Source organism: Stenotrophomonas sp. ZAC14D2_NAIMI4_7 (assembly GCF_003086675.1).
Classification (GTDB): Bacteria; Pseudomonadota; Gammaproteobacteria; order Xanthomonadales; family Xanthomonadaceae; genus Stenotrophomonas.
The window spans coordinates 2,671,750-2,693,722 of sequence record NZ_CP025995.1; the positions used below are offsets into that span (position 1 = coordinate 2,671,750).

General features: G+C 66.6%; 15 protein-coding genes. 10 read left to right on the top strand and 5 right to left on the bottom strand.

The genetic code is table 11. From position 1 onward, the window contains the following. Positions 1-28 precede the first annotated feature (28 nt). The 5 genes from C1922_RS12320 to C1922_RS12340 are packed head-to-tail and all read left to right on the top strand — an operon-like array spanning position 29 to position 5,092. Positions 29-1,396, top strand: a complete 1,368-nt coding sequence (locus C1922_RS12320; protein WP_108751585.1) for an NAD(P)/FAD-dependent oxidoreductase — start codon at positions 29-31, stop codon at positions 1,394-1,396. Then, positions 1,396-2,835, top strand: coding sequence for an exodeoxyribonuclease I (gene sbcB, locus C1922_RS12325; protein ID WP_108750016.1), 1,440 nt, complete (start codon positions 1,396-1,398; stop codon positions 2,833-2,835). Before C1922_RS12320 ends, sbcB begins: the two co-directional genes overlap by 1 nt. Then, positions 2,832-3,518 (top strand): DUF2461 domain-containing protein, encoded by a 687-nt coding sequence (locus C1922_RS12330; RefSeq protein ID WP_108750017.1) that lies wholly within the window; start codon positions 2,832-2,834, stop codon positions 3,516-3,518. The genes sbcB and C1922_RS12330 overlap by 4 nt, the downstream gene beginning before the upstream one ends. Next, positions 3,518-4,510, top strand: a complete 993-nt coding sequence (locus C1922_RS12335; protein WP_108750018.1) for an aldo/keto reductase — start codon at positions 3,518-3,520, stop codon at positions 4,508-4,510. The genes C1922_RS12330 and C1922_RS12335 overlap by 1 nt, the downstream gene beginning before the upstream one ends. Before the next feature lie 42 nt (positions 4,511-4,552). After that, entirely contained in the window at positions 4,553-5,092 is a 540-nt protein-coding gene (locus C1922_RS12340; RefSeq protein ID WP_108750019.1) for a DUF2939 domain-containing protein, read from the top strand. 372 nt (positions 5,093-5,464) lie between these two features. Here C1922_RS12340 and C1922_RS12345 read toward each other — a convergent pair whose 3' ends face one another. From C1922_RS12345 to C1922_RS12355, 3 genes are all read right to left on the bottom strand, one after another. Then, the gene (locus tag C1922_RS12345) at positions 5,465-6,412 is read right to left on the bottom strand and encodes a 5'-nucleotidase (protein WP_108750020.1); all 948 of its coding nucleotides are present in this window, start codon (positions 6,410-6,412) and stop codon (positions 5,465-5,467) included. A 49-nt stretch (positions 6,413-6,461) separates the two neighbouring features. Beyond that, positions 6,462-7,235: an NAD kinase gene (locus C1922_RS12350; protein WP_108750021.1), complete on the bottom strand. Its 774-nt coding sequence runs from the start codon at positions 7,233-7,235 to the stop codon at positions 6,462-6,464. A 292-nt stretch (positions 7,236-7,527) separates the two neighbouring features. Then, positions 7,528-12,504: an NAD-glutamate dehydrogenase domain-containing protein gene (locus C1922_RS12355; RefSeq protein ID WP_108750022.1), complete on the bottom strand. Its 4,977-nt coding sequence runs from the start codon at positions 12,502-12,504 to the stop codon at positions 7,528-7,530. A gap of 262 nt (positions 12,505-12,766) precedes the next feature. Between C1922_RS12355 and C1922_RS12360 the strand changes: the two genes are divergently transcribed. Genes C1922_RS12360 through C1922_RS12370 form a run of 3 tightly spaced genes read left to right on the top strand, consistent with a single transcriptional unit; the run spans position 12,767 to position 17,853 of the window. Further along, positions 12,767-13,423 carry a TetR/AcrR family transcriptional regulator gene (locus tag C1922_RS12360; RefSeq protein WP_108750023.1) on the top strand — a complete coding sequence of 219 codons (657 nt, stop codon included), beginning with the start codon at positions 12,767-12,769 and terminating at the stop codon, positions 13,421-13,423. Further along, a complete protein-coding gene (locus tag C1922_RS12365) occupies positions 13,423-14,667 on the top strand; it encodes an efflux RND transporter periplasmic adaptor subunit (protein WP_108750024.1) in 1,245 nt (414 codons plus the stop codon). Before C1922_RS12360 ends, C1922_RS12365 begins: the two co-directional genes overlap by 1 nt. Before the next feature lie 15 nt (positions 14,668-14,682). Beyond that, entirely contained in the window at positions 14,683-17,853 is a 3,171-nt protein-coding gene (locus C1922_RS12370; RefSeq protein WP_108750025.1) for a multidrug efflux RND transporter permease subunit, read from the top strand. A 180-nt stretch (positions 17,854-18,033) separates the two neighbouring features. Here the strand turns inward: C1922_RS12370 and C1922_RS12375 are convergent, their stop codons facing one another. Further along, entirely contained in the window at positions 18,034-18,321 is a 288-nt protein-coding gene (locus C1922_RS12375) for a hypothetical protein (RefSeq protein WP_108750026.1), read from the bottom strand. A gap of 250 nt (positions 18,322-18,571) precedes the next feature. Here C1922_RS12375 and C1922_RS12380 point away from each other — a divergent pair, with 250 nt between their 5' ends. Beyond that, positions 18,572-19,489 carry a hypothetical protein gene (locus C1922_RS12380; RefSeq protein ID WP_108750027.1) on the top strand — a complete coding sequence of 306 codons (918 nt, stop codon included), beginning with the start codon at positions 18,572-18,574 and terminating at the stop codon, positions 19,487-19,489. A gap of 235 nt (positions 19,490-19,724) precedes the next feature. Here C1922_RS12380 and C1922_RS12385 read toward each other — a convergent pair whose 3' ends face one another. Next, positions 19,725-20,873 (bottom strand): acyl-CoA dehydrogenase family protein, encoded by a 1,149-nt coding sequence (locus tag C1922_RS12385; RefSeq protein ID WP_108750028.1) that lies wholly within the window; start codon positions 20,871-20,873, stop codon positions 19,725-19,727. 163 nt (positions 20,874-21,036) lie between these two features. Here C1922_RS12385 and C1922_RS12390 point away from each other — a divergent pair, with 163 nt between their 5' ends. Further along, positions 21,037-21,966 carry a metalloregulator ArsR/SmtB family transcription factor gene (locus C1922_RS12390; RefSeq protein WP_108750029.1) on the top strand — a complete coding sequence of 310 codons (930 nt, stop codon included), beginning with the start codon at positions 21,037-21,039 and terminating at the stop codon, positions 21,964-21,966. The last annotated feature ends 7 nt before the right edge of the window (positions 21,967-21,973 follow it).

Sequence of the window (21,973 nt, forward strand, 5' to 3'; positions counted from 1 at the left end):
GCGCCCTCCCCTATTGCTGGACAGTTCGTTGATCGCACACGCCTCCCGCTCCCTGAGCATCATCGGCGCCGGCCTGGCCGGTTCACTGCTGGCCATCCTGCTGTCGCGGCAGGGCTGGCGCATCACCCTGTACGAACGCCGCGGCGACCCGCGCGTGGCCGATTATGAAAGCGGCCGTTCGATCAACCTGGCGCTGGCCGAGCGCGGCCGCAATGCACTGCGCCAAGCCGGCGTGGAAGACGAAGTGATGGCCCGCGCAGTGATGATGCGCGGGCGCATGGTTCACCCGCGCGAGGGCCAGCCGCAGCTGCAGCGCTATGGCCGCGACGACAGCGAAGTGATCTGGTCGATCCATCGCAGTGAACTGAACACCACGCTGCTGCAACTGGCCGAAGAAGCCGGCGCCACCGTGCATTTCCACCGCCGCCTGCACACCGTGGATTTCGACGCCGGCTACGCGCGCTTCATCGATGACCGCGATGACAGCCCACATGACATTCGCTTCGACAGCCTGATCGGCGCCGACGGTGCCGGTTCGGCACTGCGTGCGGCAATGAACCGGCGCGCGCCGCTGGGTGAGGATATCGCCTTCCTCGACCATTCCTACAAGGAACTGGAAATCCCGCCGGCCGCCGATGGCAGCTTCCGCATCGAGCGCAATGCGCTGCACATCTGGCCGCGCGGCCACTACATGTGCATCGCCCTGCCCAATCACGAAGGCACCTTCACCGTCACCCTGTTCCTGCCCAACCAGGGCAACCCGAGCTTCGCCACGGTCAACACCGGTGCGCAGGCCGAGGCGCTGTTCGCCGCCGAATTCGCCGATGCGCTGCCGCTGATCCCGGACCTGCGCGCGGACTGGGAACAGCACCCGCCGGGCCTGCTGGGCACGCTGACCCTGGACCGCTGGCATCAGGACGGCCGCGCCGTGCTGATCGGCGATGCCGCGCACGCGATGGTGCCGTTCCATGGCCAGGGCATGAACTGCGCGTTCGAGGATTGCGTAGCGCTGGCCCGGCACCTGATGGACGCCGACAATCTGCAGGGCGCCTTCGCCGCCTTCGAGGCCGAGCGCAAGCCCAATGCACAGGCGATCCAGCAGATGGCGCTGGAAAACTACCTGGAAATGCGAGACCGCGTGGCCGACCCGGCCTTCCTGCTGCAGCGCGAGCTGGAACAGGAACTGCAGCGGCGCTGGCCGACCCGCTTCGTGCCGCACTACACCATGGTCACCTTCCTGCACACGCCGTATGCCGAAGCGCTGCGCCGCACCGAACTGCAGCGCGACATGCTGGTGGCGGCCACGGCCGGCCACACCACGCTGGACAACATCGACTGGGCCGCACTGGAAGCGCAGATCCACGCGCAACTGCCGGTGCTGGAGGGCGCGCACTGATGGCTGACAGCTTCCTGTTCTACGACCTGGAAACCTTCGGCCAGGATCCGCGCCGCACCCGCATCGCGCAGTTCGCGGCCATGCGCACCGATCCCGATCTGAACGTGATCGACACGCCGGTCAGCTTCTTCGTGCGCCCGGCCGATGATCTGCTGCCCTCGCCCATGGCCACCCTGGTGACCGGCATCACTCCGCAGCAGGCCATGGCCGAGGGCGTGAGCGAGGCCGAGGCATTCGACCGCATCAACGAACAGATGTCGCGCCCCGGCACTTGTGCGCTCGGCTACAACACGCTGCGTTTCGACGACGAATTCATCCGCTACGGCCTGTTCCGCAATTTCCACGATCCCTACGAGCGCGAGTGGCGCAACGGCAACTCGCGCTGGGACCTGCTGGACATGCTGCGGCTGATGCGCGCGCTGCGCCCGGACGGGATTCAGTGGCCGCAGCGCGAAGACGGCGCGACCTCGTTCAAGCTGGAACACCTGGCCGAGGCCAATGGGGTGCGCGAAGGCGATGCGCATGAAGCACTTTCCGATGTGCGCGCCACGCTGGGCATGGCCCGCCTGTTCAAGCAGTCGCAGCCGCGCCTGTGGGACTACGCCCTGAAGCTGCGCGACAAGCGCTTCGTCGGCAGCCTGCTGGACGTGGCCGCGATGCAGCCAGTGCTGCACATTTCGATGCGCTACCCGGCCAGCCGCCTGTGCGCCGCACCGGTGCTGCCGCTGGCCATGCACCCGACCATCGGCAACCGCGCCATTGTGTTCGATCTGGACGGTGAAGTGGACGACCTGCTGGCGCTGCCGGCCGAGGTGATCGCCCAGCGACTGTACCTGCGCGCCAGCGAACTGCCCGAGGGCGTGGCCCGCGTGCCACTGAAGGAAGTGCATCTGAACAAGGTGCCGGCGCTGGTGGCCTGGAACCACCTGCGTGCCGATGACCATGCGCGGCTGGGGCTGGACGTGGCCGCGATCGAAGCCAAGGCCGCGCGCCTGCGCGAGGTGGCGCCGCAACTGGCCGAGAAGGCCCGCCAGGTGTTCAACCAGCCGCGCCCCCCGATGCTGACCGATGTGGACGCCTCGTTGTACGACGGTTTCCTCGGCGCCGGCGACAAGCCGTTGCTGGCCCTGGCCCGCACCAGTGCGCCGCAGCAGCTGGCCGCGCTGGAGGAGCGCTTCCGCGACCCGCGACTGCCCGAACTGCTGTTCCGCTACCGCGCCCGCAACCACCCCAGCACCCTGTCGCCGGTCGAGCAGGAACGCTGGCAGGCGTACCGCCGCCAACGCCTGCTGGGCGAACAGGGCCTGGGCGAACTGAACCTGCCCCAGTACCAGCAGCAGATCGACGCGCTGGCCGCCGAAGCGCCCGACGACGTGCGCCGCGCCGAGCTGCTGCAGTCGCTGCGCGACTGGGGCCACCACCTGCAGGAGCAGCTGTGAGTACGTATTTTTCCGAGGCCAGTTTCAAGTTCCTGCGCAGCCTGGCGCGGCATAACGAAAAGGCCTGGTTCAACGAGCATCGCCAGCAGTACGAAGACCACGTGCGGCAGCCATTCCTGCGCCTGCTGGGCGACCTGCAGCCCGCTTTGGGTGAAGTGAGCGAGCACTTCCGTGCCGACACCCGCGGCGTGGGCGGATCGCTGTTCCGCATCCACCGTGACGCACGCTTTTCCAACGACAAGTCACCGTACAAGACTTGGCAGGGTGCGCGCCTGTTCCACGAGCGCCGCCGTGAAGTGGCCGCGCCCTCGTTCTATATCCACCTGCAGCCCGGCGAGAGCTTCGTCGGCGCCGGCCTGTGGCACCCGGAACCGGAGACCCAGCGGCGCGTGCGCCACTTCATCCTGGACAACCCGGGCAGCTGGAAGGCGGCAGCGCACGCGCCCGCCCTGCGCAAGCGCTTCGATTTCGAGCAGACCGAGAAGCTGGTGCGGCCGCCGCGCGGCTTCCCTGCCGACTTCGAGTTCATCGACGACCTCAAGCACCGCAACTGGGTGATGTGGCGCACGCTGGACGACGACACCATGACCGGCCCGCGCCTGCTCTCCACCCTGGGCAAGGACCTGGCCGCGCTGGGCCCGTTCGTCGATTACCTCTGCGCTGCCCTGGACCTGGAATTCTGATGTCGCAGGAACTGCCCCTGGCCCGGCAGCGGCGCATCCTGGGCCGCACCGGGCTGGCGGTCTCACCGGTCGGGCTGGGCTGTTCGGGCTTCTGGGGCCATCCGCGCTTTGCCGAGGATGCTGCTGCGGCAGTGGTCGAACACGCGCTGGCGCAGGGCGTGAACCTGCTCGACACCGGCCACAACTACTCCGGCTTCCATGCCGAACCGCGCCTGGGCCGCATCCTGCGCCCGCTGCTGGCGCGCGTGCCGCGCGAGTCGCTGGTGGTGTCCAGCAAGGGCGGCACGCTGACCGGCCAGGCCGGCATCAGCGGCGCCGAGCAGCGTGATTTCTCGCCGGCGGCGATCACCGCCAGTTGCGAGGCGTCGCTGCGCAACCTGGGCCTGGACTACCTGGACGTGTACCAGCTGCACGGCGCCAGCCAGCACGACATCAACGACGATCTGCTGCACGCGCTGACACGCCTGCGCGAACGCGGGATGATCCGGCACACCGGCATCAACACCCATTCGGCCGCCACGCTGGAATGGATGATCGACCACCCGCAGGCCTTCGACGTCGTGCTGCTGGATTTCAACGCATTGCAGCAGGACCGCGCGCCGCTGATCGATCGGCTGCACGCGGCCGGAATCGGCGTGCTGGCCGGCACGGTGCTGGCACAGGGGCACCTGCTGCCGCCGCGCCCGCGCCTGCCCCGGCTGGCCGATGCCTGGTACCTGGCCCGTGCGTGGCTGAAACCAAGCAGCCGCCAGTTGATGCGCAGTGCCGGTGCGATGCGCCGCGCGGTGGCCGGCATCGACGGCCAGCGCCCGGCGCAGACCGCCTTCGCCTACGTGCTGCAGCACCCGGGCGTGGCCAGCGGCATACTGGGCACCACCCGCCTGCGCAGCCTGGATGAAGTGCTGGCGACCCGCGTGGAAGCGCTCAGCGCCGCCGAACGGCAGCGGCTGGTGGCCGCCTTCGGTGATGGCCGCGGCTCACCCAGTCACTGACTCTTCACCTGCGCGGCCGGCGTTTGCGGCAGTCTGGGCGGCATGAAGAAGCTCATCGGCGTCCTGATCCTGGCGGTTGCGGCCGTGTGTGCGTGGTGGTTCGGCGGGCCCTACCTGACCGTCCATGGCCTGTCCAAGGCCATCGAGCAGCGCGACACCGCGCGGCTGGAACGCTACGTGGACTTCCCGCGCGTGCGCAGCAGCCTGCGCGCGCAGCTCAATGATTACCTGGTGCGCCAGGCCGGGCCCGAGGTGGCCAGCAGCCCCTTCGGCGCGCTGTTGTATGGTTTGGGCGACCAGCTGGGCGGCGCGGCGGTGGACACCATGATCACCCCCACCGGCATCGGTGCATTGCTGCAGGGCCACGTATTGTGGAAGCGTGGCCGCAACGAACTGCAGGGCGGCGATGCCTTCGGCCCGACCGAACCGGCGCAGCCGCTGAAACACGCCGAACACCATTTCGAAGCGCTGGACCGGTTCGTGGTGGACGTGGACCGCGGGCCGGGGCAGCCCCCCTTGAAGGTGGTGCTGGAACCGCAGGGCCTGCGCTGGAAGGTGGTGGACCTGCAGCTGGGCTGGTAGGTGCCCACCTTGGTGGGCACGGCGGTGCCGCGATGCCAACCAAGGTTGGCATCTACCAGACCCGCGTGCGGTAGGTATCCACCTTGGTGGGCACGGCGGTGCCGCGATCCAGACCCGCGTGCGGTAGGTGCCCACCTTGGTGGGCACGGCGGTGCCGCGATGCCAACCAAGGTTGGCATCTACCAGACCCGCGTGCGGTAGGTACCCAGCACGACTGTGCCGCGATCCAGACCCGCGTGCGGTAGGTGCCCACCTTGGTGGGCACGGCGGTGCCGCGATGCCAACCAAGGTTGGCATCTACCAGACCCGCGTGCGGTAGGTGCCCAGCACGGCGGTGCCGCGATGCCAACCAAGGTTGGCATCTACCAGACCCTACCCTTCGTTGGCGACGCCGTGCGGGACGTGGCCGGCGGCCACGTGTTCGCGGGCGCTGTCGATGTTGTGCTGGGAATCGTCGAAAAAGATGTCCGCGCCAAACGCCTGCAGGAACGGGCCCTTGTGCCGGCCGCCCAGGAACAGGGCTTCATCCAGGCGCACGCCCCATTCGCGCAGGGTGCGGATCACCCGCTCGTGCGCCGGCGCCGAACGCGCGGTGACCAGCGCGGTGCGGATCGGCGCACTCTCACCGGCCGGGAACACTTCCTGCAAGGTGTGCAGCGCCGACAGGAAGCCGCGGAATGGACCGCCACTGAGCGGCTCGCGGGCGCGCTCGCGTTCGTGGCGGCCGAATGCTTCAACCCCCTGCTCGCGCGAAATCCGCTCGCTCTCATCACCGAAGATCACCGCGTCGCCATCGAAGGCGATGCGCAGCTGGCCGGCGTTGCGCTCGCTGTGTACCACCTGGTCCTCGGCGGCCGCGGCGGTTTCGCCGGGCGGCTTGGGCAGGATGGTGGCCGCGGCAATGCCATGGCGCAGCGCACTGCGCACCGATTCGGGGTTGGCCGACAGGAACAGATCGGTGCCGAACGGCTTCACGTACGGCCAGGTCGGCTCGCCGGCGGTGAAGGTGGCGCGGATGATGCCCAGCCCGTAGTGCTGGATGGAATTGAAGATGCGCAGGCCGGTGTCGGCCGAATTGCGCGACAGCAGGATCACTTCCACCCGCGGGTTTTCCGGGCTGGCGCCCTGGTTCAGTGCCAACAGCTTGCGCACGACCGGGAATGCGACACCCGGCCCCAGGATGTCATCTTCGTGCTGGCGCTGGTATTCGGCATAGGCCGCCACGCCATCACTCTCGAACAGCGCGTGGCTCTCTTCCAGATCGAACAGCGCGCGCGAGGTTACCGCGACGGTCAGCAAACGGGGGGTGTTGTCGCCCATGGCGGGGGTTCCTTGCAGCGGACGGCGGGGGCCGGCGGCGTATTGTCCCTTAAAAAACGAACTGTTCGCTCAGGATGCGGTCTTCCAGGTTGTGTTCGGGGTCGAACAGCAGGGTCACCCGGCGATCCTTGGATTCGCGGATGGTCACTTCCACCACGTCGCGCGTCTCGTGCGAATCGGCAGTCACGCTCACCGGGCGCTTGTACGGGTCCAGCACGCGGAAGCGCACTTCGGTGTCGGCCTTGAGGATGGCGCCGCGCCAGCGGCGTGGCCGGTACGGGGCCAGCGGCGTCAGGGCGATGGTGTGGGAGCCCAGCGGCAGTACCGGCCCGTGCGCGGAATAGTTGTAGGCGGTGCTGCCGGCCGGGGTGGCCACCAGTACGCCATCGCCGATCAGTTCGGCCACGCGCTCCTGGCCGTTCAGATCGATGCCGATATGCGCCGCCTGGCGCGTCTGCCGCAGCAGCGACACATCGTTGTAGGCCAGCGAGCCGGTACTGGTACCCGACTCGGTCAGCGCGATCATTTCCAGCGGGCGCAGGTTGGCCGGCTCGGCGCGGGCGATACGGGCCTGCACGTCGTCGTCGCCGCGGTACTGGTTCATCAGGAAGCCGACCGTACCCAGTTTCATGCCGAACACCGGCTTGCCCAGGTGGCCATGGCGGTGCAGGGTCTGCAGCATGAAACCATCGCCGCCCAGCGGGCACAGCACATCGGCCTGGTCGGGCGCATGGTCGCCATAGCGCGACACCATGGCCGCGCGGGCCATCTGCGCAGGTTCGGTGGTGCTGGCCAGGAACGCGATGCGGGGGGTGTCGCTCATGGGTGGATCCGGGGGGAAAGGCATGAGGGAGAGCATAACCGAGCGCCGGGGGTTGGACCCCGCGGGGCGGTCATCACCTGACAGGTCGACGGCCGGCGTCGGGTCAGTGATCGCAGAAAGAACAGGCATAAACAGAACGGCCCCGCTTTCGCGGGGCCGTTCCTCCAACTGCTGCAGATCAGGAGCCCCCCTGAGTCAGGGGGGCGCGCCAACGGCGCGGGGGTCTGGGAGCAGGGTTGGCATGGGGCCCACGGTTTGCAAAGCAAACCGTGGGGCGTCAGCGCGAATGCGCTTACGCACCATGCGCGGCCAGCTGGCCCAGGCGCTGCACCGCGACCGAAACGGTCGGGTAGTCCAGGGTCTTCTGCTCGGCCAGTTCGGCCAGCATCGACAGGGTGAAGCGCAGGCTGTTGTCGTCGCGGCCGATCCACGCCGACACCTTGGCCTCGGCACTGCTGCCCTTGGTCGCCAGCACCTGGCCGGCCAGGTTGCGGTGGTGGTGGGCCAGCTCGTCGCGCAGCACGCCACGGGCCACGGCATGCCAGCGGCCGTTGACCTCCAGCGCGTCGATCTGCTCGAACAGCCACGGCAGCTGCAGGGCATCGCCCAGGCGGAAGTGGATCTTCGACACGTCCACCGGCTTCAGCTTGCGGGTACGGGCCAGTTCGATGATGTCGAACGCCGGCTCCAGGAAGTGCAGTTCGGCCAGCTGCTGGGCCAGCGCGGACGGCAGGCCCTTTTCCTTCCACTCGGCCACCAGGGCTTCGTAGGTCGGACGCTGCGAATCAGGCAGCACGCCCGAAGCGACGCGGATGTCGTTGAACGGACCCTGGTAGCGGTTCACCGCCTCGGTGATGCCCGGCATCGGGCCCGGACGCGACAGCAGCCAACGCACGAACGAACGCTGCAGCTTCCAGATCACTTCCAGTGCGTCGATCTGCACCGATTCGGGCAGCTTGCCGTCCAGCGCGTCGATCTGCGCCCACAGCGCGCGGGCATCCAGCGTTTCGCGGCTGATGGTGTAGGCCTTGGCAACTTCGGCAATGGAGCGGCCGGTGTCTTCCTGCATGCGCATCAGGAAGGTGGCGCCCATGCGGTTGATGGTCTGGTTGGTCACGGCCGTGGCGATGATTTCGCGCTTCAGGCGGTGACGCTCCATCGCGTCGGCGTACTTCTTCTGCAGCGGGGTCGGGAAGTAGCGCTGCAGTTCCTTGGACAGGTACGGGTCTTCGGGAATGTCCGAATCCAGCAGCTGGGCGAACGCCACCAGCTTGGAATAGGACAGCAGCACCGACAGTTCCGGACGGGTCAGGCCCTGGCCACGCGCCTTGCGCTGGGACAGCTCGGCATCGGACGGCAGGAACTCGATCTGGCGATCCAGCAGGCCCTGCTGTTCCAGCGTGCGGATGAAGTGTTGCTTGGAGCCCAAGCGCTTGACGGCCATCCGCTCCATCAGGCTCAGGGCCTGGTTCTGGCGGTAGTTGTCATTGAGCACCAGGTCGGCGACCTCGTCGGTCATCGACGCCAGCAGCTTGTTGCGCTGCTCGACGGTCAGCTTCTTGGCCCGCACCACATCGTTGAGCAGGATCTTGATGTTGACTTCATGGTCGGAGGTATCCACACCGGCCGAGTTGTCGATGAAGTCGGTGTTGAGCAGCACGCCGGCCTGGGCGGCTTCGATGCGGCCCAGCTGGGTCATGCCCAGGTTGCCGCCCTCGCCCACCACCTTGCAGCGCAGCTCGCCACCGTTCACGCGCAGCGCGTTGTTGGCGCGGTCGCCGACATCGCTGTGCTGTTCGCTGGCAGCCTTCACGTAGGTACCGATACCGCCGTTCCACAGCAGGTCCACCGGCGCCTTCAGGATCGCGCTCATCAGATCGTTCGGCGACAGCGCCTTGACGTTCTCGTCCAGGCCCAGCGCTTCACGCACCTGCGGGGTGATCTCGATCGACTTCAGGCTGCGCGGATAGATGCCGCCGCCCTTGCTGATCAGCTTGGCATCGTAGTCCGCCCAGCTCGAACGCGGCACGGTGAACATGCGCTCACGCTCGACGAACGAGGTGGCCGCATCCGGGTTCGGATCCAGGAAGATGTGGCGGTGGTCGAACGCGGCCAGCAGGCGGATGTGGCGCGACAGCAGCATGCCGTTGCCGAACACGTCGCCGGACATGTCGCCGACGCCGACGGTGGTGAAGTCCTGGGTCTGGCTGTCACGGCCCAGCGCACGGAAGTGGCGCTTGACCGATTCCCACGCACCGCGTGCAGTGATGCCCATGCCCTTGTGGTCGTAACCAACCGAACCACCGGAGGCGAACGCATCGCCCATCCAGAAGCCGTGGGCGATGGCCAGGCCGTTGGCGATGTCACTGAAGGTCGCCGTGCCCTTGTCGGCCGCCACCACCAGGTACGGGTCGTCCATGTCGTGGCGCACCACGTCCACCGGCGGCACGATCTTGTTGTTGACGATGTTGTCGGTGATGTCCAGCAGGCCCTGGATGAACAGCTTGTAGCAGGCCACGCCGTTGGCGAAGATCGCATCGCGATCACCGTTCACCGGCGGCATCTTGGCGAAGAAGCCGCCCTTCGCGCCGACCGGCACGATCACGGTGTTCTTCACCATCTGCGCCTTCACCAGGCCCAGCACTTCGGTACGGAAGTCTTCGCGACGGTCCGACCAGCGCAGGCCGCCACGGGCCACGGCACCGAAGCGCAGGTGGGTACCTTCCACGCGCGGGCCGTACACGAAGATTTCGCGGTACGGGCGCGGCTTGGGCAGGTCCGGCACCAGCGCCGAATCGAACTTGAAGCTGATGACATTGCCGTGCTGGCCATTGGCATCGGTCTGGTAGTAGCTGGTGCGCAGGGTCGCATCGATCACGCCCATGAACGAGCGCAGGATGCGGTCCTCGTCCAGGCTGGACACGCGGTCCATCAGCTTCAGCAGCGCATCGCGCGCGGCCTGCATCTGCGCATCGCGGTCACCCTTGCGGGCGTCGACCACGGTCTTGAGCACCTTCAGGGTGGCCTCGTCGCCGGCGGCCAGCACATCGAAGTGGGCCTTCAGATGGGCCTGGCCCGCGGCGATGTCGTCCTTGCTTTCATGGCCGGTGGCCGGATCGAAGCGGGCTTCGAACAGCTCCACCAGCAGGCGCGCCAGCAGCGGGTAGCGGGCGAAGGTGCCTTCCACATAGGCCTGCGAGAACGGCACGCCGGTCTGCAGCAGGTACTTGCAGTAGCCACGCAGCATGGCGACCTGGCGCCAGTGCAGGCCGGCAGCCAGCACCAGGCGGTTGAAGCCGTCGTTCTCGGCATCGCCGTGCCAGACGCGGGCGAAGGTCTCGCCGAAGGCTTCATCCACGCGCGCGGCATCGATGGCGCCGGCGGTCGATTCGACTTCGAAGTCCTGCACGTACACCGGCGCGTTGTCCACCGACAGGCGGTACGGGCGCTCGGCGATCACGCGCAGGCCCATGTTCTCCATCATCGGCAGCGCGTCCGACAGCGGAATGTCATCCAGCTGGCGGTACAGCTTCAGGCGCAGGCCATCGCCGCTTTCGCGCGGCACGGCCTGCAGGCTCAGGCGCAGGTCGTCCGGGCCGGTCAGCGCGTCGAGCTGGCTGACATCGTTGGCGGCAACGGCGGTGCTGTTGTCTTCGATGTAGCCGGCCGGCAGTGCCTTGCCGATGCGTGCGGCAATGCGCAGGCCTTCGGTTTCGCCATGGCGGGTGACCAGCGCTTCACGCAGGTCGTCCTGCCAGTTGCGCAGCACCTGGGCCAGCTTCTGTTCCAGTTCGGCGGTATCGACGTCCAGCATTTCGCCCGGCTTGGGGCGCACGATCAGGTGCACCTGGGCCAGCGGCGATTCGCCCAGCACCACCGAGCTGTCCACGTACTCACCGTGCAGCGCTTCCTTCAGCATGGCCTCGATGCGCAGGCGCACGTCGGTGTTGAAGCGCTCGCGCGGCAGGTAGACCAGTGCGGAAATAAAACGACTGTACTTGTCGCGGCGCAGGAACAGGCGGCTGCGCACACGTTCCTGCAGGCCCAGCACGCCCATGGCGGTGCGCAGCAGTTCGTCCTCGCTGGACTGGAACAGCTCTTCGCGCGGCAGGGTTTCAAGAATGTGGCGCAGGGCCTTGCCGCTGTGGCTGGCCGGGGCCAGGCCGGACTGCTTCATCACGTGTTCGTGGCGCTGGCGCACCAGCGGGATTTCCCACGGGCGGCGGTTGTAGGCGCTGGAGGTGAACAGGCCCAGGAAGCGCTGTTCGCCGATGATCTTGCCCTTGGCGTCGAATTCCAGCACGCCGATGTAGTCCATGTAGCCGGCGCGGTGCACGCGCGAACGGGCATTGGTCTTGGTCAGGATCAGCGCGTCCTTCAGCCCGGACGTGGTGTTCAGGCCCTGCGCGGCCAGCGTCTTGACCGGGCGCGCAGCGGACTTGTCCTTGCCGCGCATCAGGCCCAGGCCGGTGTCGTTCAGCGGTGCCAGCACTTCTTCCTTGCCCTGCTTCTCCACGCGGTATTCGCGGTAGCCGAAGAAGGTGAAGTGGTTGTCGGCGGCCCAGCGCAGGAATTCCTGTGCTTCAGCGCGCGATGCGTCGTCCACCGGCAGCGTGCGGCTGCCCAGGTCGTCAGCCAGGGCCAGGGCCTTGTCCTTCATCGGCTGCCAGTCGCGCACGATGGCGCGCACTTCATCCAGTGCCTTGTTGATGGCCTGCTCGATGGCGGCCATGGCATCGGCCGGCTGGCGGTCGATTTCCAGCAGCATCACCGATTCGGCTTCGCCCTCGCCCACCTTGGCCAGCTTGCCGGCCTTGTCGCGGGTGAAGCGCAGCACCGGGTGACCCAGCACATGCACGCCCACGCCCTGTTCGGCCAGGGTCATGGTGACGGTATCGACCAGGAACGGCATGTCGTCATTGACGATCTGCAGCACCGTGTGCGGCGATTCCCAGCCGTTGGCCTTGGTGGTCGGATTGAACACGCGCACATTGGCCTTGCCGGCCTTGCGGGCACGGGCGAATTCCAGCGTGTCGGCGGCCAGCGCGGCCCACTCGTCAGCGCTGTGGTGCGGGAACTCGTCCGACTCCATGCGCTTGTAGAAATCCGCGGCGAATGCCACTGCCTCGGCCTGCGCGGCAGAGGGGTAACGCTTGCGCAAGGCCGTGTATACCGGCTCCAGGGAGAAACCAGCGGTCACTGCGACCTCCGACTCAGCTGGCTTGGTCTTGTTTTTCACGGTCTTGGCTGCGGTTTTTTGCGGTTTCATGGCAGAGCGATGCGCTTGCTCAGTTGGGAAAATGAAATTGTAGACCTATCCCGCGTAAAGGCCTTGCTGCAGGACGGAATAACCAGATTCGGGTTTGCTGCGGTTTAGACGCCTATTCAGTTCGCACCGGTATGGCGCGCACGGGCGTTGCGCCGCTGCCGACAGGATCGGCAAAGCGTGTTACGGAAAACCACGCGGCAGGTGACAGGCAGGACTATCGGCACGATTCCACAATCCTGAACTGGACGGTATAGTCCACCGCGTGAACCCCACTACCCTCCCCGTTGCCGTGGACGCGCGCGATGAGCGCGTGTTCGATGCCGTGCGCGAACTGCTGGGCCGCCAGGGCATGCAGATGAGCATGGACGCGGTGGCCCAGCAGGCCGGCTGTTCCAAGCAGACGCTCTATTCGCGCTACGGCAACAAGCAGGACCTGCTGCGCCGGGTCGTGCAGCGGCACGTGGGCGATGCCAGCGGCATCCTGCTGCGTGCACTCCGCAGTGACGACCTGCGTGCCAGCCTGTTGCAGTTCGCCACCGACTTCCTGGAGCACTTCAACCAGCCCCACGTGGGCCAGGCCTGCCGACTGATTGCCGCCGATGCATCCCAGTTCCCCGAAGAGGCGCGTACGCTGTACCGGGAAGGCGCCGGGGCGCTGACGCTTCACCTTGCTGAATGGATTGAAACCGTTTGCAGGCGTGGCCTGCTCCGGCATGACGACCCGCACTACATGGCCGAACTGCTGCTGAGCATGATCGCCGGTCAGGATTTCGACAAACAACGCTTCCATACCCCCCATCGCGATGACGCGCGTGCGCGCAGGCGCTGGGCCGAGTTCTCCGTTGACGGTTTCCTGCGCGCGTTCGCGCCGGAACCGGCAGCGGTCCCGTCTACAAACCAACACCGGAGTTTCTCCTGATGACCGCCCCACTCCGCACCCTTGCTTTGACGTGCGCCGTCGCTGTCGCTCTGGCGGCCTGCAAGAAGCCGGAACAGCAGACGCCCCCGCCGCCGGAAGTGGGCGTGATCGATGCCAAGCCGCAGACCCTGCCGCTGCAGCGTGAACTGGTCGGCCGCCTGTCGCCCTACCGCAGTGCCGACGTGCGCGCCCGCGTGCCCGGCGTGCTGCTCAAGCGCGTCTACCAGGAAGGCAGCCAGGTCAAGCAGGGCCAGACCCTGTTCCTGATCGATCCGGCCCCGCTGCGCGCCGAACTGAATGCTTCCGAGGCCCAGCTGGCCTCGGCCCGCGCCACCTATGCCAACGCCAAGGTCGCCGCCGACCGCGCCCGTTCGCTGGCCCCGCAGCAGTACGTGTCCAAGTCCGACCTGGACGCGGCCCAGGCCACCGAGCGCACCGCGCTGGCTGCGGTCAAGCAGGCCGAGGCGGCCGTGTCGTCCTCGCGCATCAGCCTGGGCTATGCCGAAGTGACCGCGCCGATCAGCGGCGTGGCCAACAAGCAGCAGGTGACCGAAGGCGCGCTGGTCGGCCAGGGCGATGTGACCCTGCTGACCACCGTGGACCAGCTGGACCCGCTGTACGTGAACTTCTCGCTGAGCGTGGACGAACTGAGCCTGCTGCGCGCGCAGCAGGCCAAGGGCGCGCTGGCGCTGTCCGGCGATGGCAAGGCCACCGTGGCGGTGAAGCTGTCCGACGGCACCACCTACAGCGAACAGGGCACCCTGGACTTCTCGTCCACCACCGTGGACCCGACCACCGGTGCGGTGTCGCTGCGTGCGGTGCTGCCGAACCCGCAGCAGATCCTGCTGCCGGGTGCCTTCGTCAGCTTCCAGGCCAACCTGGGTGACCGCAACAACGCCTATCTGGTTCCGCAGCAGGCGCTGCAGCGCGACACCATGGGCGGCTTCGTGATGGTGGTCGGCGCCGACGGCAAGGTGGTGCGCAAGAACGTGAAGACCGACGGTGCCCAGGGCGGCAACTGGCTGGTCAGCGACGGCCTGGCCGCCGGTGACAAGGTGATCGTGGCCGGCGTGCAGAAGGTCAAGGAAGGGGCACCGGCCACGGCCAAGCCCTGGACCCCGGCCCAGGACGCCAATGCCAGTGCCAAGCCGGCCGTCGCCGGTGCCGCACCGGCCGCCGACAAGGCCCCGGCCGAAGCGGCCGACAAGGCCGAGCCGGCTGCCACCGAATCGAACAAGCAGTAACGGGACCCTTCCGTCATGCCTAAATTTTTCATCGAACATCCGGTCTTCGCCTGGGTGGTGGCGATCCTGATCTCGCTCAGCGGCGTGATCGCGATCCTCAACCTTGGCGTGGAGTCCTACCCCAACATCGCGCCACCGCAGGTGACCGTGTCGGCCACCTACCCGGGCGCCAGCGCGGACACGACGGAAAAATCGGTCACCCAGGTCATCGAGCAGCAGCTGACCGGTATCGATCACCTGCTGTATTTCAGCTCGTCGTCCTCGTCCAACGGCCGTGCGCAGATCACCCTGACCTTTGAAACCGGTACCGACCCGGACATCGCCCAGGTACAGGTGCAGAACAAGGTGTCGCTGGCCACGCCGCGCCTGCCCACCGAAGTGACCCAGCAGGGCGTGGTGGTGGCCAAGGCCAACGCCGGCTTCCTGATGGTGGTGGGCCTGCGCTCGGAAACCCCGTCGATCACCCGTGATGCGCTGAACGACATCGTCGGTTCGCGCGTGCTCGACCAGGTCTCGCGTATTCCCGGCGTCGGCAGCACCCAGCAGTTCGGTTCCGAGTACGCCATGAACATCTGGCTGAACCCGGAAAAGATGCAGGGCTACGGCCTGTCGGCCAGCCAGGTGCTGGCGGCGGTGCGCGCCCAGAACGTGCAGTTCGCTGCCGGTTCGCTGGGTTCGGACCCCTCGCCCGATGGCCACTTCACCGCCACGGTCTCGGCCGAAGGCCGCTTCAGCTCGCCCGAAGAGTTCGAAAACATCATCCTGCGCGCCAACGCCGATGGCTCGCGCGTGCTGCTGAAGGACATCGCCCGCATCGGCTTCGGTGCCAACAACTACGGCTTCGACACCCAGTACAACGGTGCCCCCACCGGCGCCTTCGCCATCCAGCTGCTGCCGGGCGCCAACGCCCTGAACGTGGCCGATGCGGTGCGCGCCAAGATGGACGAACTGCAGCCCAGCTTCCCGGCGGGCGTGAGCTGGTTCTCGCCGTACGACAGCACCACCTTCGTCAAGATCTCCATCGAGGAAGTGGTCAAGACGCTGTTCGAAGCGGTGTTGCTGGTGTTCCTGGTGATGCTGATCTTCCTGCAGAACTTCCGCGCCACCATCATCCCCACCCTGGTCATTCCGGTGGCCCTGCTGGGTACCTTCCTGGGCATGTGGATGATCGGCTTCACGATCAACCAGCTGACCCTGTTCGCGATGGTGCTGGCGATCGGCATCGTGGTCGATGACGCGATCGTGGTGATCGAGAACGTCGAGCGCATCATGACCGAGGAAGGCCTGGCGCCCAAGCCGGCCACGCAGAAGGCGATGACCCAGATCACCGGCGCGGTGGTGGCGATCACCGTGGTGCTGGCGGCGGTGTTCATTCCTTCGGCACTGCAGGGCGGCGCGGCCGGCGAGATCTACAAGCAGTTCGCACTGACCATCGCCATTTCGATGGGCTTCTCGGCGTTCCTGGCGCTGGGCTTCACCCCGGCCCTGTGTGCCACCTTCCTGAAGCCGACCCACAACGACCACCCGAACATCGTCTACCGCACCTTCAACAAGTACTACGACAAGATCAGCCACACCTACGTCGGCCACATCACCTCGGCGGTGAAGCATGCGCCGCGCTGGATGATCCTGGCCGTGGTGCTGACCGCGCTGTGCGGCTTCCTGTTCACCCGCATGCCGGGCAGCTTCCTGCCTGAAGAAGACCAGGGCTACGCACTGGCCATCGTGCAGCTGCCGCCGGGTTCGCCGAAGAGCCAGACCAACGAGGTCTTCGCCCAGATGCGCGGCATCCTGGAAAAGCAGGAAGGCTATGAAGGCCTGATGCAGATCGCCGGCTTCAGCTTCGTCGGTTCGGGCGAGAACGTGGGCATGGGCTTCATCCGCCTCAAGCCCTGGGACGAACGCAAGGTCACTGTTCCGGAGTTCATCCAGAACATGAACGGCGCGTTCTACGGCATCAAGGAAGCGCAGATCTTCGTGGTCAACCTGCCCACGGTGCAGGGTCTGGGCCAGTTCGGCGGCTTCGACATGTGGCTGCAGGACCGTGGTGGCCAGGGCTACGAACAGCTGACCCAGGCACGCAACATGCTGCTGGGCAAGGCCGCACAGGAAACCGACAAGCTGGCCGGCGTGCGCCCCAACGGCCTGGAAAACGCCCCGCAGCTGCAGCTGCACGTGGACCGCGTGCAGGCGCAGTCGATGGGCATGTCGGTGTCGGATGTGTACAGCACGGTGCAGCTGATGCTGGCCCCGGTGTACGTGAACGACTTCTTCTACCAGGGCCGCATCAAGCGCGTGACCATGCAGGCCGACGCGCCGTACCGTACCGGCCAGGAATCGCTGAAGAGCTTCTACAGCCCGTCCAGCCTGACCACGAATGCCGATGGCACCAGCGCGATGATCCCGCTGAGCACCGTGGTCAGTTCCGAGTGGGTGTCGGCACCGCCGTCGCTGAGCCGCTACAACGGGTATTCGGCCATCAACATCGTCGGTTCGCAGGCACCGGGCAAGAGCTCGGGTGAAGCGATGACCGCGATGGAAGACATCGTCAACAACGATCTGCCGGCTGGCTATGGTTACGACTGGTCGGGCATGTCCTACCAGGAAATCCTGGCGGGCAACGCGGCCACCCTGCTGCTGGTGCTGTCGGTGGTGGTGGTGTTCCTCTGCCTGGCCGCACTGTATGAAAGCTGGTCGATTCCGGTGGCCGTGCTGCTGGTGGTGCCGCTGGGCGTGCTGGGTGCCATTGGCCTGTCGATGATGCGTGGCCTGCCCAACGACATCTTCTTCAAGATCGGCATGATCACCGTAATCGGCCTGGCCGCGAAGAACGCGATCCTGATCGTGGAGTTCGCAGTGGAGCAGCGTGCGGCGGGCAAGACCCTGCGTGATGCCACCATCGAAGCGGCCCGCCTGCGTTTCCGCCCGATCCTGATGACCTCCTTCGCGTTCATCATGGGCGTGATCCCGATGGCCATCTCCACCGGTGCCGGCGCCAACTCGCGCCACGCCATCGGTACCGGCGTGATCGGCGGCATGCTGTTCGCCACCCTGCTGGGTCTGCTGATGATCCCGGTGTTCTTCGTGGTGGTGCGCCGCATGCTGGGCGACAAGCTGGACGAGCCGTCCAAGGAGTTCATGGAACGCCAGCGCGACGCCGAGTCGGCACACCGTCCAGATCGTTGATCCGGCGGTAGAGTGAAATGAAAAGGCCCCGGAGCGATCCGGGGCCTTTTCGTTGGTGGCCCCGGTAGCCGCAACGACCGTCCGGTAGCCGCAACGACCGTCCGGTAGCCGCCAACCTTGGTTGGCGGTCACGGATTCGTGCCAACCAAGGTTGGCACCTACCAGAGCAACGACCGCTCCTCAGCGCAGCAGCGCGATCACCGCACACACGGCCACGATCAGCAGCGCCACCCACTGCATCGGCACGAAGAAGAAGTGATGCGGCGCGGCCTCACCCTTCTGCCGCTGCGCGCGGTTCAACCACAGCCCAAGCAGCACGTTCAGCGCAGCTCCCAGGCCAGCGCCCAGCAGCACCTGCGGCAATGGGATGTTGCCCTTCGGGCCTTCGTGCGGGAAGAAATACGCCAGTAGCAGGATCGCTGCAATCGGCGTCACCAAGGTCAGAAACCCCCAACCGCGATAGATCATTCAACGTCTCCACAACGAAAAGCGGATCGTATTTGACCATGGCGGCGCGCGTTGTGTCGCAATTGTCGGGCCTGACTGCGGCTGCCAGCGCCTTGTGCTTGGTATCGCGCTGCGTCTGCGGCCTTCCAGCGCGTCAATCGCGACTCAACCCTGCGCATGCGATCAGACATTCGGCAGATGGGATCCGGTGCCCAGTTCGCACGCGCGCAGAACGCTATCCAGAGCATTCCCTCAACGGAATGACCGAACCATGCACACGTCACTCTCTTCTGCCAGGCGTCTTGTCGCTGCCTGGCTTCTACTTACGGCCGGCCTGGCGCTGCATCTGGATGCCAGCGCCGGAGGCGTCGTTCCCTGCGTCAACTGTGCAGACTCTCGCGCCGCGGCGCTGCAGTCGGGCACCGGGCTGACGGTCGTCGTCGATCCGCAACAACAGCGGTTGAGCGCCTTTAACGTGGAATACGACAGGGAGCTTCAGCGATACCGTGCGCTGCCCACGCCGGCCCCGGCCGAGATCACGCGCATGTTCAACCGTATTCTTGGCCTGCCAAACGCGCATCTCGGCCCCGGCACCCAGTTCGTGCCGCAGGCATTCGGGCGCGGCGCCGTGGTGCCCGTGCATCCGGACGATCCGCAGATGGCCAACGGCATCACCTTTCCTGACGCCATGAAAGCGCTGAACGCGTACGACGTCGTGCAGTCAGCGACCTACCGCAGCCAACTGGAGCTGGCCATCGGCCGCGCCTTCAGCGGCGCTGACAGCCAGCAACCCGCCTGGAATTCACTGGCGACGACGATTTCATCCATCGTCCTGAGCTGGGTGAGCAAGCTGTTCGGCGTCGACACCGTCACCTATGTCATCACCTGGCGTGACGGCTCGCAGACGCGATTGGTCATCTCACCAGACGCCGTCGACAAGGCCCGTTACGTGACCGGTGAAAGCGTGGATGCCCAGGGCAACCGCATTCCCGATGGCGCCGCCTCCAATACCGAAACCGGCGAAGGGTATGTGGGCAACTACCACTTCAACAATGATGACGACTACCAGCGCTGGCTGGACTCGGCGCACCTGTACGGGGTGCAGATCGAGGTCAACCCCGGTGCGGCCCCCTCCGGCCCGATCTGCCGATGGGATGGCAGGCAGCTGCACTGCCAGGTGCCGCGCTAGCCTGCGCCTGGCCTTCCGGTAGGCGCCAACGTTGGTTGGCGCCCGTAGAGGCGTGCCAACCAAGGTTGGCACCTACCGAGCGGGCTCCCATGCGCCGCCATTGCAGCGGCGCAGCCCACCGGGGACTTCTTGTTGGTGCCAGAGCGGCGGGAGCCCGGTAGTCGCCAACCTTGGTTGGCGCCCTGGATGCGTGCCAACCAAGGTTGGCACCTACCAGGGCGGGCCCCCATGCGGCTCAGCGCAGCCCGGTCTCGTTGCGGGCGATCACCAGGCGCTGGATTTCCGAGGTGCCTTCGTAGATCTCGGTGATCTTGGCATCACGGAAGTAGCGCTCCAGCGGCATTTCCTTGGAGTAGCCCATACCGCCGTGGATCTGCACCGCCTGGTGGGTGATCCACATCGCCGCCTCCGACGCGGTCAGCTTGGCAATGGCCGCCTCGTTGCTGAAGCGCTTGCCCTCGCCCTTCACCCATGCCGCGCGCAGGGTCAGCAGCAGCGCCGCGTCCAGCTTGCACTTCATGTCGGCAATCTTGGCCTGGGTCATCTGGAAGGTCCCGATGGCCGCGCCGAAGGCCTTGCGGTCCTTCACGTATTCGATCGTGGCTTCATAGGCGGCGCGGGCGATGCCGATCGCCTGCGAGGCGATGCCGATGCGACCGGCGTCGAGCACGCCCATGGCGATCTTGAAGCCCTCGCCTTCCTCGCCCAGCACTTCATCGGGCTGCGCCACGTAATCGTTGAACTCGATCTCGCAGGTGGCCGACGCACGGATGCCCAGCTTGGGCTCGGTCTTGCCGCGGCCGAAGCCGGCCTTGTCCGTGTCGACCAGGAAGGCGGTGATGCCACGCGCGCCCTTGTCCGGCTCGCTCATCGCAAACAGCACGATGTACCTGGCCACCGGGCCGGAGGTGATCCAGCTCTTCTTGCCGTTGATCACGTAAGTGCCGTCGGCCTGCTTCACCGCGCGGCAACGCATGGCGGTGGCATCGGAACCGGACTGCGGCTCGGTCAGCGCGAAGGCGCCGATGGCCTCGCCCTCGGCGATGGCGCGCACGTACTTCTGCTTCTGCGCCTCGCTGCCGTGGGTCAGGATGCCGTTGCAGAACAGCGAATTGTTCACCGACATGATGGTCGAATGCGCGGCATCGCCGGCGGCTACTTCCACCATCGCCAGCACGTAGGCGATCGGGTCCATGCCCGCGCCGCCGTACTCGGTCGGCACTTCGATGCCCATCAGGCCGTTTTCGCCCAGCAGGCGGATGTTCTCAAGGGGGAACTCGCCGGTGCGGTCGTGGTGCTCCGCGCTGGGGGCGATCTTTTCCTGCGCGATGCGCCGCGCAACGTCCTGCAGCATCAACTGCTCTTCGGTAAAGCTGAAATCCACAACACCCTCCCAGGTACATGATGACGGGGGCCGCAACAGGCGCTCCCGGATGTGCCGATTGTAACTGCGGGCGGGCATCGGCGGCTGACTCGCCCCCGCACCGGCTTGACCACGACAGCACCCGTCGGCGAATATATCTCTATATCGCGATAGGTAGATATTTATGGATCTGGAAGACTGGTCGACCCGCCTGAAGGTGTTCGCCGACGCCACCCGCGTGCGCCTGCTGGCGCTGCTGGAGCAGGAAGAGCTGACCGTGGCCGAGTTGTCGGCCATCACCCGGCTGGCGCAGCCGCGGGTGTCCACCCATCTGGCACGGCTGAAGGAAGCCGGCCTGGTGCGCGACCGCCGCTCGGGCGTGTCGGCCTACTACCGCTTCGACGAGGCCCAGCTGGACCCGGCGCAGCGTGCATTGTGGCATGCCCTGAGCAATGGAAGCGATGATCCGCTGCTGCGCCAGGATGCTGAACGCGTGGCCGCCGTGCTGGCCCACCGCGCCGCCGACCAGAACTGGGCCGACAGCGTGGCCGGCGACATGGAACGCCACTATTCCCCGGGCCGCACCTGGGAGGCGCTGGCGCGCACCGCACTGCCGCTGCTGGAAACCGGCGACGTGCTGGACATCGCCTCCGGCGATGGCGTGCTGGCCGAACTGGTGGCCCCGCACGCAAAGCGCTACATCTGCATCGACACCAGCGCGCGCGTGGTGGCCGCGGCCAGCGAGCGCCTGCGCCGCCTGCCCAACGTGGAAGTGCGCGAAGGCGACATGCATGCCCTGCCCTTCAAGGACCGCAGCTTCGACCTGGTGGTGCTGATGCACGCGCTGACCTATGCCAGCAAGCCGGCACAGGCGGTGACCGAGGCGGCCCGCGTGCTGCGCCCGGGCGGCCGTCTGCTGCTGTGCAGCCTGGCCCGCCACGAACACAAGGCGGCGGTGGAAGCCTATGGCCACGTCAACCTCGGTTTCAGTGACAAGGAACTGCGCAAGTTCGTGGACAAGGCCGGCCTGCAGGTGTCGAGCCTGGAAACAGTCACGCGCGAAAAACGCCCGCCGCACTTTGAAGTCATCTCGCTGATCGCCAACAAGCCCTGAGGTCGCC

Coding starts and splice junctions, on each gene's coding strand:
- sbcB (WP_108750016.1), top strand. CDS start 1,396: ATGGCTGACAGCTTCCTGTTCTACGACCTGGAAACCTTCGGCCAGGAT.
- C1922_RS12335 (WP_108750018.1), top strand. CDS start 3,518: ATGTCGCAGGAACTGCCCCTGGCCCGGCAGCGGCGCATCCTGGGCCGC.
- C1922_RS12340 (WP_108750019.1), top strand. CDS start 4,553: ATGAAGAAGCTCATCGGCGTCCTGATCCTGGCGGTTGCGGCCGTGTGT.
- C1922_RS12345 (WP_108750020.1), bottom strand. CDS start 6,412: ATGGGCGACAACACCCCCCGTTTGCTGACCGTCGCGGTAACCTCGCGC.
- C1922_RS12350 (WP_108750021.1), bottom strand. CDS start 7,235: ATGAGCGACACCCCCCGCATCGCGTTCCTGGCCAGCACCACCGAACCT.
- C1922_RS12355 (WP_108750022.1), bottom strand. CDS start 12,504: ATGAAACCGCAAAAAACCGCAGCCAAGACCGTGAAAAACAAGACCAAG.
- C1922_RS12365 (WP_108750024.1), top strand. CDS start 13,423: ATGACCGCCCCACTCCGCACCCTTGCTTTGACGTGCGCCGTCGCTGTC.
- C1922_RS12370 (WP_108750025.1), top strand. CDS start 14,683: ATGCCTAAATTTTTCATCGAACATCCGGTCTTCGCCTGGGTGGTGGCG.
- C1922_RS12375 (WP_108750026.1), bottom strand. CDS start 18,321: ATGATCTATCGCGGTTGGGGGTTTCTGACCTTGGTGACGCCGATTGCA.
- C1922_RS12380 (WP_108750027.1), top strand. CDS start 18,572: ATGCACACGTCACTCTCTTCTGCCAGGCGTCTTGTCGCTGCCTGGCTT.
- C1922_RS12390 (WP_108750029.1), top strand. CDS start 21,037: ATGGATCTGGAAGACTGGTCGACCCGCCTGAAGGTGTTCGCCGACGCC.